Raw genomic sequence first — 17855 nt, 5'->3', positions numbered from 1 at the left:
CCGCCCCGCAGCAGACCCAGCGGATCCAGCGGCCGGGCTCGCTGACCGAGGCGGTGGCCGACCGCGACCGGCGCGGCCCCTCCACCGGCCCGCGTCCGGCCACCGGTGCGCGTCCGGCGGTGGACCGTGAGGGACGTCGCGTGCCGGGCAGTGGACCCTCCACCGGCGAACGCAGGCAGACCGCGGGCGGCCCGCCGTCGGGTCCGCCGCCCCGCCGCGGCGGCGGCAACGGTGACGGCTCCGATGGGCCGGGCAGGCGCCCGGCGCAGAAGAAGAAGTCGCCGTGGCGCATCGTGCGGCGCACCCTCTACGTCCTGATCGCGTTGGCCATCCTGCTGCCCAGCGGCATCTTCCTCGCCGCGTACACCACGGTGTCGGTGCCGCAGCCGGGAGACCTGAAGACCAACCAGGTGGCGACCATCCTCGCCTCCGACGGTGACACGGTGATCAGCAAAGTGGTGCCGCCGGAAGGCAACCGGACCGACGTCACCATCGAGCAGATCCCGCCGCACGTCCGCAACGCGGTGATGGCCGCCGAGGACCGGGACTTCTACACCAACCCAGGCTTCTCGATCTCCGGCTTCGCGCGTGCCGCCAGGGACAACGTCCTCGGCAAGGAGAGCGCGGGCGGTGGTTCGACGATCACCCAGCAGTACGTGAAGAACGCGCTGGTCGGTGACGAGCACTCGCTGACCCGCAAGATGCACGAGCTGGTCATCTCGGCCAAGATGGCGCGGCAGTGGAGCAAGGACGAGATCCTCGCGGCATACCTGAACACCATCTACTTCGGCCGCGGCGCGTACGGCATCGACGCGGCGTCCAAGGCGTACTTCGGCAAGCCCGTGCAGGAACTGACCGTCGCCGAGGGCGCGGTGCTGGCCGCCACCATCCAGCTGCCCTCCAGCCTGGACCCGGAGAAGAATCCGGAGGGCGCGAAGACACGCTGGAACTACGTGCTCGACGGCATGGTCTCCGCGGGCAACCTGAGCGCGGGCGAGCGGCAGAGCCTGCAGTACCCGCAGGTCGTGTCCCTCGCCTCGACCCAGGACAAGGAGCAGGACTCCGGCCCCGAAGGCCTGATCAAGACCCAGGTGCTCAAGGAACTCGCGGCGGCGGGCATCAGCGAGCAGCAGCTGAACACCTCGGGACTGCAGATCACCACGACGATCGACCCGAAGGCGCAGCAGGCGGCGGTCGACGCCGCCACGTCGAAGATGCAAGGTGAGCCGGAGCAGCTGCGCACAGCGGTGGTCTCGATCGATCCGCACACCGGCGCGGTGCGCGCCTACTACGGCGGCAACGACGGCCAGGGCTACGACTACGCCAATGCCGGTCTGCAGACCGGTTCGTCGTTCAAGGTCATCGGCCTCGCGGCCAACCTGGAGCAGGGCATTCCGCTGTCGCAGATGTACGACAGCTCGCCGATCACGGTGAACGGCATCAAGATCACGAACGTCGAAGGCGAGCAGTGCGGCATGTGCACCATCGCCGAGGCGCTGAAGCGATCGCTGAACACCAGCTTCTACCGGATGCAGCTGGACATGCAGAACGGTCCGCAGAAGATCGCCGACATGGGTCACCGGCTGGGCATCCCGGACACCATCCCGGGTGTGGGCAAGACCCTGACGGAGTCGGACGGTTCAGGGCCGAACAACGGCATCGTGCTCGGTCAGTACCAAGCCCGGCCGCTGGACATGGCCTCCGCCTACGCGACGCTCGCCGCCTCCGGCGTCTACCACGCGCCGCACTTCGTGACGAAAGTGGTGACCGCCGACGGCCAGGTGCTGCTCGATCGCGGCGAAGTGGCCGGTGAGCAGCGCGTCTCGGCCGCGGTGGCCGACAATGTCACCGCCGCGATGAAGCCGATCGCCGGCTGGTCCCGCAACCACGGGCTGGCCAACGGGCGCGAGTCGGCCGCCAAGACCGGTACCGCGCAGCTCGGCGACACCGGTGAGAACAAGGACGCCTGGATGGTCGGCTACACCCCCTCGCTGTCCACCGCCGTGTGGGTCGGCAGCGTCGACAACTCGGCACTGCGCAACTACAGCGGCGGCATGATCTACGGTTCGGGTCTGCCTTCCGATATCTGGAAGTCGACCATGGACGGCGCCCTCTCGGGCACCCGCAACGAGACGTTCCCGAAGCCGGCCCCGATCAAGGGCCAGGCCGGTGTCCCCGAATGGTCGGCGCCCTACACCCCGCCCACCACCGTCGACTCCCCCCTGCTGCCGCCGGTCGTGGTCGCGCCGACCCAGGTGGAGATCCTCCCCGGCATCACCATCCCGGTGCCCGGCGTCCAGCCCGCACCGCAGCAACAGCGTCCGCAACAGCAACGCGAGTCGGACGCGGGCCCGCTGCCCGGCCAGCCGGTCGCACCGACCGACGGTTCCTCGCCGACTGCCACCGGCTCACCGAGACCGGGCAACAGCGGCAACTCGGGGAACGGCGAAGGTACGAGCGGAACTGCGCCCACCCGAAGTCGATAGATCGTCGTCGCGAGCCGGGGCCGACCGCACTATGGTCGGCCCCGGCCTGTGCGTCGCCTCCCTTTCGCCGAACCCGGTGGTCGGCATGCGCTGTGGCGCCGAGGCGGTCGGTGCCCGAGTCGATCCGGACCCCGCGGCGCCCTCCGGGTAGCCTCGGGTTCCGTGACCGATCAGCAGTTGGTGGAGCCACGGAGGAATGGGAGGGCGCCGCTGTCGGACCAGAAGATGGTGCCCGGTGGGGCGTACTACGCCGCTCCCGCTCCGCTCGCCTCCGATCTGCGATCGGCGGACGCGCGCGACCGGCCGAGCCGCAACGATTCCCTCGCCGCGCAACTGTCCACGGTGATCGGCGGGCCGGTCGGTGATCATGCGCTGATCGGGCGGGTGCGGTTCTGGACGCCCATGCGAGTGCTGCTGGCGTTCACCGTGGTGTTCCTGGCACTCGGCTGGTTCGGCAAGGCGGGGTGCCTCCAGCAGACCGATGGCGCGGACGGCCCGACCCTCGACTGGAACAACGGCCGCCAGTACGTGGCGATGTGTTACTCGGACACCGTTCCGCTCTACGGCGCGGAACGGCTGAACGAAGGCGCGTTCCCGTACAAGAAGCAATGGACCGAGCAGACTCCCGACGGTGGGCGGGAGACGCGATACATGGAGTATCCGGTGCTCTCCGGCCTGTACCAGTACTTCTCGATGCGGATCGCGAAGAGTTGGGACGCCGCACCGCTGCCCGGCGCGTTGCAGGTGGTGATCTACTTCAACGTCGTCGCGTTCGGTCTGGCGATGGCCTGGTTGATCACGGTCTGGGCGTCGGCGCTGCTGTCCGGCCGCCGGATCTGGGACGCGGCGCTGATCGCCTGTTCACCGTTGGTGATCGTGCACGCGTTCACCAATTTCGACGCGCTCGCGACGGCCTTCGCCGCGACCGGCCTGCTCGCCTGGGCCCGGCGCAAACCCGTGCTCGCGGGAATCCTGCTCGGTCTGGGCGGCGCCGCCAAGCTGTATCCCCTGCTGCTGCTCGGTCCGATCGTCGTGCTGTGCCTGCGCACCGAGACGATGCAACGCACGCCGCGCACGCACCTCGGCCTGCGGATCCGCGATATCGACAGCTGGCCCGCCTTCCTGGCGTGGGTGCGCGAGACGCCCTACCGCGTCCAATTTCTCAGCGCCCGTCCGCTCGGCGCCGCGTCCGTCACCGTATGCGCCGCGCTGGGCACCTGGCTGGCGGTGAACCTGCCGATCGCCGCGCTGTTCCCGAACGGCTGGCGGGAATTCTTCCGGCTCAACACCACCCGGCATGCCGACCCGGACTCGATCTACAACGTGATCTCCTCGTTCACCGGCTGGCCCGGCTTCGACGGCGTGCTGACCCACGGGGAGCAACCCGCCATCCTGAACGCCGTCTCGCTGCTGGCGTTCGTCGCGGCCTGCGCGGTGATCGCCTACATCGGCCTCACGGCGCCGCAGCGGCCGCGGCTGGCGCAGTTGTGTTTCCTCGTGGTCGCGGCGTTCCTGCTGACGAACAAGGTGTGGAGTCCGCAGTATTCGCTGTGGCTGGTGCCGCTGGGCGTCCTGGCGTTGCCGCACCGGCGCATCCTGCTGGCCTGGATGACCATCGACGCGCTGGTCTGGGTGCCGCGCATGTTCTACTACCTCGGCTTGGACCGCAAGGGCCTGCCCGAGCAGTGGTTCACCGGCACCGTCGCCCTGCGTGATCTGGCGGTACTCGGACTGTGCGCCCTGATCGTGCGCCAGATCTACCGCCCCGAGGAGGACTTGGTGCGGCGCGACTTCGTCGACGACCCCGTCGGCGGGATCGTCGACCGTATGCCGGACCCACTGCTGGCGTGGCTGCCGGCGCCGCTGCGACCGCGACCGGCGGTCGCACGCGGCTGACCAGGCGATCTCACGGGGTGCGCAGGAAGCGCGCCTGCCGTTCCGGCTCCTGCGGCAACATGTCCAGATCGAGTTCCCACGCGCTGCCGGTCCACGGGTCGAACAGCGGCGTGCCGCCGATGGTCGGCAGATGGCGGCACGACTGCGACAGCATCGCGACGGTGGTGTCGGCCGAGTCGGATTCGTCGGCGCCGACGATCACGATGGACAGTCCGATCAGCTCGCCACGCGTGATCAACGCGCCGATCCGCTGCGCGTCCGAGCTCTGATAGCCATGCGGGAAATCCGCGGCCAGCAGGACTCGATGCTCGGTGGGCGGTGTGAAGGCGCCACTCGCATAAGCCAATTCGGCCAGTTCGGCCGCGTCCACCAGCGCTTGCAACCGCGCCGAGATGTCGGCGTGGTCGGTGATCGGCGGGCCGTTCAGCACCGGAGCCAGCAAACCGGTGAACCCGCTGAACGCATCGGTCAGATCGATGATGTCGAGCAGCGTCCGCCGCTGCGGCGCCGTGGCGAGCAACCGCGCGAGCAGCGCGCCCACCACGGGCGTGACCGCACGGGTCGATTCGGCATCGATCCACAGCGGCCGGTTCAGCGGCACCGGAACGCAATACGGAATGCGCACCGATCCCCGGTCGAGCGCGTACAACTCGCCGAGCCGGATACCGTCGCTCGGTGTGGGCGGCTTGTCCCAAACGGGCGAGTCCCAGGAGGCCAGGGCGGGCGGCAGCACCCGGTCGGCCTCGGCGAGTTCGCCCATCAGCTGTCCGGCGTCGCGCTGATGGTTGCGCTCGGCGGTGGCGACCAGCTCGTCGTGCCGCTGCTGCGCGACCCGGCGCGCCTGCTCGGCTGCCGGAGTATTCCTGGTCGCCGGGTCGGAGACGGCGAGCGACAGTTCGTGATCCAACCGCTTGGCCGCGTACTCCCGCGCCGAGATCAGCGCGGCAGCCGATCGCGCGGCGTCCTCGAACACCATCCACAGCCGTTCCAGGCCGTGACCGACCTCCAACGGCGCACCGGCGGCGGCGATCTGCGCGTCACCCGCCAACGGACCGGACATGGTGTGCGTACCGGGTTCGTCGGAGGGTTCGGATTCCGTGGCCGCGCCGTCGACCTCGACGCCGTGCGCCGTGAGCAACACGGCGAGACCGCCCGCGTAACCTTGGCCCACCGCGCGCAGCTTCCAAGCAGGACCGCGCCGGTACACCTCCAGACAGATCAGCGCCGTCTCACCGGACGACGGGGTAATCGCGAATTCCGCGGTCACGCTGTCGTTCTCGGACAAGGTGGCGGTGACCGGCCCGAGCCCGTCGGCCCGCGCGGGGGCGGCCGGGTCGGCGCTGACCACGAGCAGCACGGCCTTCGCGTCGGCGCGCACCTGGGTGAGCGTGATCGTGATCTCGTCGGCCGTCAACGCTACCCCCGCCGTGGCGGGCTGGTTGTAGAAGACGAAATCGTCGCTGGAGAACACCTTCAGGTTCTCGGCGACCACCAGCGCGGAAACGTCGAGGGCAGCCTCGGCGCGCGCACTGAAACGAACGACCTCACCGGTCAACGGGATGTTCTGACCGGCCTGCAGTTGAATCACCGTGTCTGCCCTGCTGTCGCGCCGCCGGTCAATTGTTGACGAGGAACCGGCCGAGCTGCGGCACCGCCTCACCCGGATGCTTGGCCTGGAAGCCCTCGCCGAGCGCCTGCAGTTTCCAGTCGCTGCCCACCCGGTACAGCTTGGACATCGCCATGGCGGTGAACGGCATGCCACCGGCGAGCGTGTACCTGGCCAGCTCGCCGTTGTTGGTCCCGTCGACCAAGCGGCAGAACGCGTTCTGCACCTGCTCGAAGGTGTGCCCCTTGTAGGAGGTCACGATGAACACCAGCGTGGTGATGTGCGCGGGGATGCGGGTCAGGTCGACCAGGATCACCTCGTCGTCGCCCTCGCCCTCGCCGGTGAGGTTGTCGCCCTGGTGGCGGATCGAGCCGTCCTTCGAGGTCAGCTGGCCGTAGTAGGCGACGTCCACCGGGTTCATGTCGGCGAACAGGATGACCGACGCGTCCAGGTCGATATCGACCGTGCGGTTGCCGAACATGCCGCGGCTGCGCACCGGATCCCAGCCGAGACCCATCTTGACGAAGGTCAGCGCGGCGCCTTCCTTACGCAGGGTCACCCGCTGGCCCTTGACCAGGCTTACCGGGCGGTCCTTGCTCAGGCTGACCTCGGCGGGCTGCTGCGGTTGTTGCGGAACGGGCTGGCCGGGCGGCGGATACCCCGGCCCGGGGGCGGGGGGCGGGGGGTAACCCTGGCCGGGGGGCGGGGGGTAACCCTGGCCGGGCGGCGGCGGATAACCCGGCCCGCCCTGCGGTGGCTGACCGGGACCCGGGGGCGGATAGCCGGGGCCGGGGGCGGGCGGCGCGTACTGCGGCGCCTGCTGCTGAGTCGGGTACGCCGGGGCGGTCGGCGGCTGCTGAACCGGCTGCGGCGGAGGCGGCGGGGCCTGCGGCGCCTGCGCGGGCGCATCATCGACCGTCACACCGTGATCGGTGACCAGCGCGGCGAAACCGCCCGCGTAGCCCTGTCCGACCGCACGCACCTTCCACGCACCCTGACGACGGTAGAGCTCGAGCGCGATCACGATCGACTCGGTGTTCAGCCCTTCGATCCGGTACTCGTACAACTGATTACCGGCCGCGTCCGACACGATCGCGGTCGGTGCGGGGAACATGCCGAAATTGCTGTTCGCGTCGTCCAGCGTGATCACCGCGCGAATCTGATCGATGTCGGCGGGCACGGCGTTCAACGACACCGCCAGCGACGCGGGCTGGCCCGCGGGCGCGGGCTGCAAGTTGACGCCGGGGCCGCTGGGCTGGTTGAAGAAGACGAAGTCGGCGTCGGAACGGACCTTGCCCCGCTCGGTGACCAGTAGTGCCGACAGATCCGCCGGCGCCGTGAGCTGGACGGAAATCACCACGTCGTTGGTGGCCAGCGGACCGTTCTGGCCCTTGGCGAGAGTTGCGGACAAGTTCGACCCTTCGCTTGTCGGTGCGTTCGCCTGACACTCTACGAGAAACGCGCTGCGCGGCGCTTGTACTCAACTGCCGAGCTACCCCGACACTCGCGAAACATCGGTTAGGGTGACGGCACGCAGATGGAATGCGGCGATCACATCGTGTTCCCGATCGAGACAGCAGGCAGACACCGCATGGCGCAACTGTTCGAGCAATCGAAGAAGGTGATCGAGGCTCATCTGGCCGGAACCAGCCTCCGCGCGATCTCCGGCTCGATGATTGCCTACGAGGGAAATGTGCAGTTCAAAGCGGCCGGTTTCGGCGGAGGCGACGGTGTGATCGCCGGGCTGAAGCGCCGGGCCACCGGCGAGAAGCTGTCGCTGATGGAGTGCGCCGGGCACGGCCGGGTGTTCTTCGCCGTCAACGGCCAGCACGTCACCGTGGTCGACCTGAACAACGAGACGCTACAGGTGGAGTCGCAGCAACTGCTCGCGTTCGCCGGGAACCTGCGCACCGATGTGCGTTTCGCCGGGTTGCGCGGTGCGTCCAGCGGGCAGGGCCTGTTCACCACGACCGTCTCCGGCCAGGGTCAGGTCGCGCTGCTCTCGGCCGGCGGTCCGCTCATCCACCTGGAGGTTTCCCCGCAGTATCCGCTGATCGTGGATCCGGACGCGTTCGTCGCGGCGCGCGGGAATCTCAACCAGTCCTTCGTCACCGACGTGTCCTGGCGCAGTTTCGTCGGCCAGGACGCGGGCGAGGCGTTTTCGCTGCGCTGGGACGGCCAGGGCGTGGTGTTGATCCAACCGGCGGAACGGTAGGGGCGAGCGGGTGTTCGAGAAGGTCAACGGCAAAGTCGTCAAGGTCGATGTCGGGATGGCGGGCGGCGTGGTCGCACGCAACGGCGCGATGCTGTTCTATACCGGCGACGTTTCGTTTGCCCCCCACCAGATTCCGGGGGCACAGGGTATGGGCGGCATGGGCGGGCTGATGGGGCTGGCGGGCCGCGCGATGGCGGGTGAGCACGAGCGCACCATGCTCGCGCAGGGCAACGGCCAGGTCCATTACGGATTCGCGGGCCTGGAAGTCCACGTGGTGCACATGCAGCCGGGCGCGACGCTGCGCGTCGAGGCTTCGCGGCTGCTGGCCAACACCGCCGGATTGCAGAGTTCGGTGGTGTCGGTGATGAGTTCGGGCGGCGGAGGCGGTGGCGGCCTGATGGGCGCGCTGCGCGGCGCCGCCTCGGGCGCGTTGACCGGGCAGGGCATGTTCACCACCCAGCTGTCCGGGCAGGGGGCCGCGGTGCTGCTCGCGCACGGCGGATTCCTGGAATTGCAAGTGGGCGGGCCCAATCCGATCGTGGTCGACCCGCAAGCCTTCGTCGCCGCTTACGGCAACGTGCAGACCGAGCTCAAAGCGGCACTGAGCTGGCGGGATGCCGTCGGCCGCGGTTCCGGCGAGGCGATGCAGTTGCATTGCGCCGGGCAGGGCGTCGTCTACGTGCAGGCCTCCGAAGAGAAGTTGTGAGCAGGGTATGTCCCAGATCCTCAACCCCATGAATCTCGGTGAGAGCGACAACATCCCGGGAAACAGCTACGCGTACTGCATCGACCTGAACAAGCCCTGGTTCATGCGCAAGGGCGCGATGATCGCCTATTACGGCGACATGCGGTTCCAGATGCTCACCCACGGGTTGCAGGGCGGTCTGCTGCACATGGTGTCGCAGCAGTTCTCGGCGCCGCTGTTCACCGGCGATTACGTCGTCGCTGAGGGGCACGGCAAGCTGATCATCGGCGACCGCGGCTACGACATCAATTCCTATGACCTCGAGGACAACGGGAACCTGACCATCCGGGCGGCGAACCTGCTGGCCTTCGAGCCGGGTCTGTCGCTCAACCAATCCATCGTGCCCGGCTTCCTCACCCTCATCGGCACCGGCAAGTTCCTCGCCTCCTCCAACGGACCGGTCATGTTCGCCGAGCCTCCGTTGCGCGTCGACCCGGAATCGCTGGTCGGCTGGGCGGATTGCCCCTCCCCCAGCCACCACTACGACGAGCGCTGGATCTCGAACTTCCTGGCCGCCGGTGCGGCGCGCTTCGGCGTGAACTCCGGCGAGGAGCGTCAGTTCGAGTTCACCGGAGCGGGCACCGTGCTGATCCAATCCAGCGAGAAGGTGCTCAGCGACTCGATGCTGGTACGCACCATCGAGGGACAGATCCAGAGCGGCATCACCGTCGGCGGCCTGCAAAGACTGCAAGGGCTCATCGCGCAGCAACTGGCGGGGCAGCAGCAGTACTGACCCGCGGAACCCGGTCGCGGCCGCGCGAAATCGCGACCTTGCCCGGAATCACTCGCGTGGGGGATTCGCGGCCCGCCGGACCTGGATACCGTTCATTCGTGTTTCACACCCTCTCCTCCCAGGTCCTGCGCGCGGCGCTGCCCGCGGCGATCCTCGCCGCGGCGGCGGTGCCCGCCGCCGCGATGCCGATTCCCGCGGTTCCAGCCGTGCCGGAACCGCCGCGATTCGCCGGTGCTGCCGCGAGCGGTGAACCGGTCACCGGCATTCCCCCGGTCCCGCAGAACCCGCATCTGGCACCGAACGGCAACTCGGGTGTCCACAACGACGGGTGGATGAGCGACACCTATACCCGCCCCGGTCCGCTCGGCCGGGCGCCACGCACCGATTCCCTGCTGCTCGGCAGCGAGTGCGGCTCGCTGGCGTTCGACCGTGCCGGACGCATCGTCACCACGTGCCTCGGGTTGCAACCGGGTCTCTATCTCATCGATCCCGTCTCGATGACCGTGCTCGGCAAGCATCCGCTGCCCGGCAAGAGCCCGATCGATACGTTGCGACCCGGCGCTTTCGACAACTTCGTCGGCGGCGGGTACTTCTACCTCGACGACGAGGACCGCGCCGTAGTGGGCACCAGCACCGGGCATGTCCAAGTGTTCGCCGAAACCTCGTCCGCCGACGGCTTTTCGCTGACACGCGACTACGACCTGACCGGCGTGCTGCGTCCGGGCGAGACATTGAACTCCGCGCTGCCGGACTCGAACGGCCTGATCTGGTTCGTGGCCAAGACGAACGGCGTGGTCGGCACCCTCGATCCGGACACCGGCGCGGCACAGGTGGTTCGGCTCGGAACGGGCACCGAGAACCAGATCGAGAACTCGTTCGCGGTCGGCGCGGCAGGCGAGGTCTACGTCGCCACCAACCGGCAGCTCCTGCGCTTCGACGCCGGACCCGACCGGGCGCCCCGGATCACCTGGCAGACCACCTACGCCAACAGCAACCAGCGCAAGCCGGGCCAGGTGGACGACGGAACCGGCACCACGCCCACCGTCCTGACCGACGGCTATGTCGCCATCACCGACAACGCCGATCCGATGAACGTCGTCGTCTACCGCACGGCGCCCTCGGTCGCCGAACGGCAGGTCTGCGCGGTACCGGTGTTCGAACCCGGCCGCAGCGCCACCGAGAACTCCTTGATCGGTGCGGGACGCTCACTCGTCGTCGAGAACAACCACGGGTATTCGCATCCCGACGCGGTCGCGTCCGGCAAGACGACCGCACCGGGGTTCGCCCGTGTCGACATCGACGCCGACGGCAACGGCTGCCATCTCACCTGGACCAACTCGGTCGAAGCCGCGCCGACGGTGGTACCGAAGCTGTCTCTGGCCACCGGCTTGATCTACACCTATACGAAAGGCACCGAGCCGAGCGACCCGTGGTACTGGACCGCCCTCGACTACCGCACCGGCGCGACGGTGTGGAAACAGCTGTCCGGCACGGGCCCGGGCTTCAACAACAATTACGCCGGGATCGCGATCGGCCCCGACGGAGCGGCCTACCTCGGCACGCTCGGCGGACTGGTGTCGATGCGCGACGGCCGGTGAACCGGCACAGCGGGCAACCACGTCAGAGTAGATCGCGCGCACAGGCGGATCACGTACGTACAGCGAAGGATTCGCGACGGAACGGTGAACTCGTCTCGATGTGCACCGGCGCCGGTCCACGTTCGGCGCAGAATCGGGTCATGGCTGACTCGGCGCTTTCGGCGCAGCGTCGCACGGCGCTGTCGCGGCCGGCCCACGACGAATTCTGCTTCGCGACAGCGTATCCGCGGGTCGCCGACTACTGGGCCGCCGCGGGCCGGTTGCCCGGCACCGGGGACGACATCGCCGACGCCACGTTCGACCTACACCTGCTGCACTACATGACCGGGGGCGCGAGCACGAACCCGTACTGGGACATCGTCGCCGCGGCGGTATCACCAGGGCCGTGGGAGCGCGCGAACCGCTCCGAGGTGAACGGTGGGAACCCGAAAGGCAGTGCGCGACTGGCGTACGCGCAGATCCTGCTGCAAGCCGCCTACGCCTATGCGATCCCCTCGCCCGCGACACTGCGCTGGATAGCGGACGTCGCGCAGGGCCAACCGGTGCTGGAAGTCGGCGCCGGGCGCGGCTATTGGGCCTACCAACTCACCCGAATGGGTGTACCCACCAATGCTTTCGACTCACACCCCCCGGACCGGACAGCCAACACGGCGTTCCCCGCCGCCGCGGGACTGCCCGCGACCTGGCACCCCACCGCGAGGCCACCCGCGTCGACCGCCGATCTCGCCGCCGCCCACGCCGACGACGCGCTGTTCCTCTGCTGGCCGCCCGGCTGGGAGAACCCCATGGCTTCGACGACGCTCACCGCCTACCAGGACGCGGGTGGCTCGCTGCTGGTCTACATCGGCGAACCGCGCGGCGGGCGCACGGCCGACAGCGCGTTCTTCGACGCGCTCGAGGCCGGGTGGACTCTGCTCGACCAGGACCCCGGTTACGTCTCGTGGTGGAATCTCGGCGACCGGGCACAGTGCTGGCAGCGTCGGTGAGTTCAGCTCGCGCGCTGGAACTCCCACGGGTCGTGCGCGCTGATCAAGGTGACCTCGTCACCGTGATCGCGATGTAGTTCGCGCAGCCGCGCCTGGGTGCCCAGCCGCAGGTCGTGATGGACCTCGGCGGTGGTCTGCACGATATCGAGCACCGGGTGGGGCTGCGGCGCCGGATCGAGTTCGCGATGGTAGTAGTAAGCGTCGCCGCAGTGCAGCAGCCAACGTCCACCATCGCGGACCGCTACACCGGTGTGGCCCGCGGTGTGCCCGCCCAGCGGAATCAGCTGGAAGTCGCCGGGCAGGTCCTTCGGTTGGATCGCGTCGAAACCGAACCACTTGCCGGTCGGGTCCGCGGGGTAGCTCACCCAGTGCGGGTCGTGCGCCCAGTGCGCGGGGCGGTAGCGGAAGCTCGGAGCTTCGGCCTGCGCCGCTGTCAGTTCGGCGGCGAGCACGTGAACGCGCGCGTGCGGAAAATCGGGCAATCCGCCGCAGTGGTCCACATCGAGATGGGTGAGGATGATGTGCCGGACGTCGGCGGGGTCGTAGCCGAGCCGCTCGACCTGCCGGATCGCCGTCTCTTCTTCGGCGAGAACGGGCTGGGCCATCGCGACCCAGTCCGTCCCGAGGGTGCCCGCCGGGTCGCGCACGTCGTCCAGCCCGATGCCCGTCTCGACCAGGACCAAGCCGTCGGATGCCGTCTCGACCAGCAAGCAGTGGTTGACGGCATGGGCGGGCGCGGGTCCGTCGTAGGTGGCTTCGATCTGCCGTATCGATCCGCAATTGAGGTGATGAACTGTCATGCGAGCTAGTCTGTGACTTGAAGCGCGGTTCAAGTCAAGGAGACGAGATGAACGACCTGCTCGATATCGCCGAAGTCGGCGAGCGAACCGGCCTCGCCCCTTCCGCACTGCGCTTCTACGAGAAACGGGGGCTCATCACCGCCACCGGCCGCAACGGCCTGCGCCGCACCTACCACCCCGACATCCTCGGCCGCCTCGCCCTCATCGCCTGCGCCCGCGGCGCCGGTTTCACCCTCGCCGAGATAGCCCGCTTCCTGCGCGCCTCCCCCACCGACGCCGAACTACGCACCCGCATGGCGGAGAAAGCCAGTCAACTGGACGACGACATCACCCGCCTCATCCGCATGCGCGACAGCCTCCGCCACGCCTCCACCTGCACCCACGACCCCTTGGTCGAATGCCCGGACTTCAAGTCCACCTTCGACCCACCCGCCGCCGCGGTGTGAGTCGGCAATCCCTCCCGATCGGCCACTGGACGGGCACGCTCATTCGCTGGTCGAGTCGATCGGGAATGCCTTCCCGTCGATGACTACGAAGGGTTCGCTGGCGAATCCGTACTCATCGATGACCGACCATGTCCCATCGGCGTGCTCCATCCATGCGGCGGGGCCGTCTTGCTCATCCTTCCGAGCCTGCCCACGGCTAATCCTCCGCCACTGCTCGGTGTCGGCGAGCGAGGTGGTCATCGATCGTTCTCCTGCTCGACGCGCTGGATGATGTCGTACGCATCGACCGACTCATCGGAGTCGCCCTCGCGGTCGATAAGCCACGGCAGCACAAACCAAACAATCCACAGCCCGAACAGGACTGCGATAACAACGACACCGGTGGAGAGAGGATCGGTCACATGATCGAGGCGGAACTCGAGGCTCGAGTCCGTGACGTCGAGTCCATGCAGGCTGCACTGGCGGCGCGGAGCACGGGTCAGCGCTCGAAATATCAGGACACTTACTATGACCTCGCGGACGAGCGATTGCCTTCGGAAGGCCGTGAGCTGCGGTTGCGGACGATCATCACGGACAATGGACGGCGGTCCCTGCTGACCTACAAGGAACCCGCGATCGACACGGCCAGTGGATCGAAGCCGGAGTACGAGACCGAAGTGGGCGACCCTTCAGTGATCGGCTCTCTGCTACGCGGTCTCGGCCTGAAAGAGCTGGTGTGCTTCGAAAAGCGTTGCGTCAATTATCGATTCACGTCAAAAGGACGCGAGCTGCTCGCCACGCTGGTGACGGTGCCGGAGCTGGACGGCGCGTTCATCGAGGTGGAGACCATGGTGCCCGAATCGGAGCTGGCGGAAGCGCTCCAGTTGGTCCGCTCCACGCTGCATCAGCTCGGCATCGCCGACAGCGATCTCACCACAGAGCAGTACACGGATGCCGTGCTGGCTACTCGGAGGGCGTCGGAGCTGCCTTGATGAACCAGTTGATGATTTCCTCGCCCGCCAGGATGCCGGTGGCTCGGGTGATGGTGAGGTTGGGGTGGGTCCAGTTGAGTTGTTCGAGTTCGCCGTGGCGGGGGCGGATGGCGGAGTCGGCGGCGCGCAGCATGTCGGCGTCGAGGGCGCCGTCGCCCGCGGCGAGCGTGCGGGCATCGTCGGCTAGTTCTCCGCCCTCCCAGAGGCGCTTGCGCACCTCGTCGACCGCGCGGCTCTTGCAGACGGCCTGCGGCATGGTGTAGATCTTGCGGCCCTGCTGGGACGCCGACCAGCCGCGTGGACGACACCAGTCGTCCCACTCGGCCAGGAATCCCTCGGGCACCTCCTTGGGCTTCACCACCAGATAGCAGAAGAGGTGGTCGGCCACGCGGAACTTGGTGACCCAGGAGTCATCGATGCGGGCGTGCAATTCCTTGCTCACCTCGGACAGGGTGGCGCCTCCCGCACGGACCTTGGCGTCGATGTCGATGCGCCAGCTCAGATCGGGCACGCCGTCGACCAGGATGTTCCCGCCGTTGCTGGTGATCGCGTAGCGCCAGGGCGCTCCGGGCAGCCGGATGCGGTCGAACTGTTTGATGGTGCGGGTGGTGGTGGGAACGACGGCGGCGGGTTCGGTCAGGGTCTGCATCCGCAGCGCCGCGGTGGTGGTCATGAACGACAGCGGCGCCCCTTCCAGATGCTCCACGCAGACCGTCGGCACGTCGGCGGTGGTGCTGAAGGCGTTACGCGAGTAGATCATCGTCCGGTCCAGGTCGGTCGCGATCAGCGCGCGTCTTCGGTGTGCTTTCGGAGCTAGGTTCACTGCTGCACGTCCTTGATCAATCCCATGCACGAATATGCCAGGTCGGCGACGACTTCGACCGGGACACCCCGGGCCGCGGCGAGCATCCGGATGTGCGCGTGCTCCGGCGCGTCCGCCTCGCGCACCAGCACCCGCCACGGCACCCGCCGCAGCAGCACCCGCGTGGTCTCGCCGACGCCGGGCTTCACGAAGTTCACGCTGGCGATGCCGTACCGCTCGCGCACCTGCTCCACCGACGCCCAGCCGGACCAGGTGGGCGTCCGGTCACTCGCGCGGACCGCAGCCGACTCCGCGGGCACCCGGTCGCGGATCGCGTCGAAGGCGCCGCTCACGACGTCCAGCAGACGTCCGGACACGTCCGCACCGGCCAGTTCGCGGTAGAACTTGGCGCCGTGGAAATCACCGGGGCCGATCAGCGTGTCGTTGAGGACCGTGCGCGAGACCAGGCCGGAAACGGTCGAATTCAAGCAGGCCGAGGCGATCAGGAAGTCGTCGCGGGTGCCGTAGGTGCGCACGCAGTGGCCGGGATCGGCCAGCACCGCCAACTCGTCGTCGAACCGCGCGCCACCGGCCGCGTGATAGGCGTCCAGGGCCTCGGTCAGCTCGCGGGTGATCGCCCCTTTGCCGGTCCATCCGTCCACGAACACGACCGAGGCCGGATCGTGCTGCTCGGCCAGGTAGTCCAGCGCCACCGCGTCGATGCCGCGACCCCGCACGATCGACACCGCGTAGTGCGGAATCTCGAGGCTCGGACGCCGCGAACGCAGCCAGCGGCGCATCAGAATCCCGACCGGCGTGCCCGCCCGCGCCAGCGACGCCAGGACGATGTCCTCACCGCGTTCGGCGACGACCAGCTCGGACACGGTCGCCACGGCCAGCGCGAGCCGCTCGGCGCTGGCCGCCAGCACCTCGTCGAACAGCGACCGATACGTCGCGTCCGGCTGGTACTCGATCGGCAGCGACTCCGCGTAGTGCGCCTGCCCCGCCTGGATCCGCCGTTCCCGCTCGGCGACGTCGGCCTCCAGATCGACGCCCGATAGGTCCTTGAGTAGCCAGGAGACCTCGTCGGCGGCGTAGGAGCCGAACTCCGGCCCGTGCAGCGGCGTGGGTAGCGCACCCACCCTGGTACTCGTCACGCCCGGCTCCCGGTCGCTGTCGCGCGTTCGGCGTGCAGCCGCCGCGGGTCCGCCTCCGGCAGCACCGCGAGCAGCACGTCCGCGCCGGAAGCGGTCAGCACGTCCACCAACCCGTGCTCGGCCATCAACTCCGCCGTGTCGGCGGGTGAGTCGACCACGACGACGAGCACCGGATCGGCGGCCGGGCCGTCGCCATCGGCACCACTGCCGACACCGTCATCGGTGATCGTGCCGGCGGCCTCGTCGCGGCGCGGCGGAGCGGCGAGCAGCGAGCCCAACCCGGCGAGGTCCGCCTCGAACACGTCGAGAGTCACCGGCCAGTGCGCGTTGTACAGGTAGCGCGGCGCCGGGTCGCCCGGTTCGGGCGCGATGAACCGGAACCCGCGCCGCAACGGATACCCCGGCTCGTCCAGCACGTAGGCGGGCGATCGCGTGGTGGTCTGGAAGCGCGTCGGCGTCCCCGTGTCGGCGAGCAGCGCCGCCAGCCGCAGCGGCAGATACATCAACTCCTCGTGCCCGAGCACGATGACGGCCCGGCCTGGGAAATCGGTGGCGAGCCGGGCGGCCAGCACCTGCCCCGCCTCCAGCAGCGCGGCCTCGAACGCGCCGGTGTCGGAGGCGAGTACGCCGTGCCTGCCGCCCTCCGGAACGGAGGCGGGCCACGGTAGTTCCATCCGGCGGAACGAGCCGAGATGTCCCGCGGTCGGATTCAACCGCGGCTCGGGGAGAGCCCCGACGGCGTCGACCAGTTCCGGGGGCAGCGACGCCCGGCCCGCGGCGAGACAGACCGTGTCGATCCGCGCCCCGAGTTCCGCGGCGGCGGTGTCGAATGCGGCACGGTCGGCCTCGGTGCGCAGGTCGACCAGCGACGCGAGCACGTAGTGGGCGCGCGGCGAGAAGGCGTGCAACGCGCGCACCGCATCGATCGCCGTCGCGCCGGTGGAGATCTCGTCGTCGACGAGCACCAGCGGCAGATCGTTGACGAAGATGTCGGCAGGCGCCGGTTGCAACAGGTGCGAGGTGGCATGCGAATGCCCCTCCTCGAACCCGGCGAGCGTCTGCGCGTGCGGCACCTCGCGCCGGGTCGAATGGAGATAACAGCTCGCGCCGATCCGCGCGGCCACACAGTGGCCGAGTCCCGTCGCGGTCTCGGCGAACCCGAGCACGACGGCTTCGCGTTCACCGAGCACCGCGCGCACCAGATCACCCAGGTGATCGCCCGCGCCGAGCACCACCCGCGGATCGGTCGGCAGGTGCTTGCCGAGCACGGTGGAGACCAACAGGTGCGCCCGGCGCCGGTTGTTGTGGCGGACACCCGGCTGGACCAGCGCCGTGATCGGCAGCCGCGCCGAGCGCAGCCGGTCCGAATCACGTTCGCGCATCGGGTCGTGATGCAGCGATATACCGAGAGTCC

At 68.8% G+C, this 17855-nt stretch carries 17 protein-coding genes; 9 read left to right on the top strand and 8 right to left on the bottom strand.

All coding sequences use genetic code 11. The features are described from left to right. Positions 1-53 precede the first annotated feature (53 nt). A complete protein-coding gene (locus tag ACZ6DL_RS09155) occupies positions 54-2486 on the top strand; it encodes a transglycosylase domain-containing protein (RefSeq protein ID WP_466050056.1) in 2433 nt (810 codons plus the stop codon). Between the two features lie 225 nt (positions 2487-2711). Next, positions 2712-4382 (top strand): glycosyltransferase family 87 protein, encoded by a 1671-nt coding sequence (locus tag ACZ6DL_RS09150; protein WP_466050492.1) that lies wholly within the window; start codon positions 2712-2714, stop codon positions 4380-4382. Positions 4383-4392: 10 nt separating this feature from the next. Here the strand turns inward: ACZ6DL_RS09150 and ACZ6DL_RS09145 are convergent, their stop codons facing one another. After that, positions 4393-5970: a TerD family protein gene (locus ACZ6DL_RS09145; protein ID WP_466050055.1), complete on the bottom strand. Its 1578-nt coding sequence runs from the start codon at positions 5968-5970 to the stop codon at positions 4393-4395. Positions 5971-5998: 28 nt separating this feature from the next. Further along, positions 5999-7399, bottom strand: coding sequence for a TerD family protein (locus ACZ6DL_RS09140; protein WP_466050054.1), 1401 nt, complete (start codon positions 7397-7399; stop codon positions 5999-6001). A gap of 180 nt (positions 7400-7579) precedes the next feature. On the opposite strand from ACZ6DL_RS09140, the gene ACZ6DL_RS09135 reads away from it, so the two are divergent. From ACZ6DL_RS09135 to ACZ6DL_RS09115, 5 genes are all read left to right on the top strand, one after another. Then, complete coding sequence (locus ACZ6DL_RS09135) at positions 7580-8203, top strand: AIM24 family protein (protein ID WP_040871306.1); 624 nt, start codon at positions 7580-7582, stop codon at positions 8201-8203. Positions 8204-8213: 10 nt separating this feature from the next. Next, positions 8214-8909, top strand: a complete 696-nt coding sequence (locus ACZ6DL_RS09130; protein ID WP_393231869.1) for an AIM24 family protein — start codon at positions 8214-8216, stop codon at positions 8907-8909. A 7-nt stretch (positions 8910-8916) separates the two neighbouring features. Then, positions 8917-9681: an AIM24 family protein gene (locus tag ACZ6DL_RS09125; protein ID WP_040871210.1), complete on the top strand. Its 765-nt coding sequence runs from the start codon at positions 8917-8919 to the stop codon at positions 9679-9681. A gap of 98 nt (positions 9682-9779) precedes the next feature. Beyond that, on the top strand, positions 9780-11279 hold the full coding sequence (locus tag ACZ6DL_RS09120) for a hypothetical protein (protein ID WP_466050053.1): 1500 nt from the start codon (positions 9780-9782) through the stop codon (positions 11277-11279). Between the two features lie 140 nt (positions 11280-11419). Continuing rightward, entirely contained in the window at positions 11420-12265 is an 846-nt protein-coding gene (locus ACZ6DL_RS09115) for a hypothetical protein (RefSeq protein WP_466050052.1), read from the top strand. A 2-nt stretch (positions 12266-12267) separates the two neighbouring features. On the opposite strand, the gene ACZ6DL_RS09110 is transcribed toward ACZ6DL_RS09115, so the two are convergent. Next, positions 12268-13065: an MBL fold metallo-hydrolase gene (locus tag ACZ6DL_RS09110; RefSeq protein WP_466050051.1), complete on the bottom strand. Its 798-nt coding sequence runs from the start codon at positions 13063-13065 to the stop codon at positions 12268-12270. A gap of 47 nt (positions 13066-13112) precedes the next feature. On the opposite strand from ACZ6DL_RS09110, the gene ACZ6DL_RS09105 reads away from it, so the two are divergent. Then, entirely contained in the window at positions 13113-13511 is a 399-nt protein-coding gene (locus tag ACZ6DL_RS09105) for a MerR family transcriptional regulator (protein ID WP_466050050.1), read from the top strand. Between the two features lie 39 nt (positions 13512-13550). Here ACZ6DL_RS09105 and ACZ6DL_RS09100 read toward each other — a convergent pair whose 3' ends face one another. Further along, a complete protein-coding gene (locus tag ACZ6DL_RS09100; protein ID WP_466050049.1) occupies positions 13551-13751 on the bottom strand; it encodes a hypothetical protein in 201 nt (66 codons plus the stop codon). Continuing rightward, positions 13748-13912 carry a hypothetical protein gene (locus tag ACZ6DL_RS09095; RefSeq protein ID WP_466050048.1) on the bottom strand — a complete coding sequence of 55 codons (165 nt, stop codon included), beginning with the start codon at positions 13910-13912 and terminating at the stop codon, positions 13748-13750. The genes ACZ6DL_RS09100 and ACZ6DL_RS09095 overlap by 4 nt, the downstream gene beginning before the upstream one ends. On the opposite strand from ACZ6DL_RS09095, the gene ACZ6DL_RS09090 reads away from it, so the two are divergent. Then, positions 13913-14482 carry a class IV adenylate cyclase gene (locus ACZ6DL_RS09090; RefSeq protein WP_466050047.1) on the top strand — a complete coding sequence of 190 codons (570 nt, stop codon included), beginning with the start codon at positions 13913-13915 and terminating at the stop codon, positions 14480-14482. On the opposite strand, the gene ACZ6DL_RS09085 is transcribed toward ACZ6DL_RS09090, so the two are convergent. From ACZ6DL_RS09085 to ACZ6DL_RS09075, 3 genes are read right to left on the bottom strand one after another with little or no spacing between them, the layout of a single operon-like run. Continuing rightward, the gene (locus ACZ6DL_RS09085; RefSeq protein ID WP_051175677.1) at positions 14454-15242 is read right to left on the bottom strand and encodes an HAD family hydrolase; all 789 of its coding nucleotides are present in this window, start codon (positions 15240-15242) and stop codon (positions 14454-14456) included. The genes ACZ6DL_RS09090 and ACZ6DL_RS09085 overlap by 29 nt on opposite strands. Before the next feature lie 59 nt (positions 15243-15301). Continuing rightward, positions 15302-16441 carry a cysteine protease StiP family protein gene (locus tag ACZ6DL_RS09080; RefSeq protein WP_466050046.1) on the bottom strand — a complete coding sequence of 380 codons (1140 nt, stop codon included), beginning with the start codon at positions 16439-16441 and terminating at the stop codon, positions 15302-15304. Then, positions 16438-17823 carry a phosphoribosyltransferase domain-containing protein gene (locus tag ACZ6DL_RS09075; protein WP_466050045.1) on the bottom strand — a complete coding sequence of 462 codons (1386 nt, stop codon included), beginning with the start codon at positions 17821-17823 and terminating at the stop codon, positions 16438-16440. Before ACZ6DL_RS09075 ends, ACZ6DL_RS09080 begins: the two co-directional genes overlap by 4 nt. Between the last annotated feature and the right edge of the window lie 32 nt (positions 17824-17855).

The organism is Nocardia sp. NPDC041819 (assembly GCF_055590505.1).
This window is presented reverse-complemented; position numbering and strand designations above follow the sequence as displayed.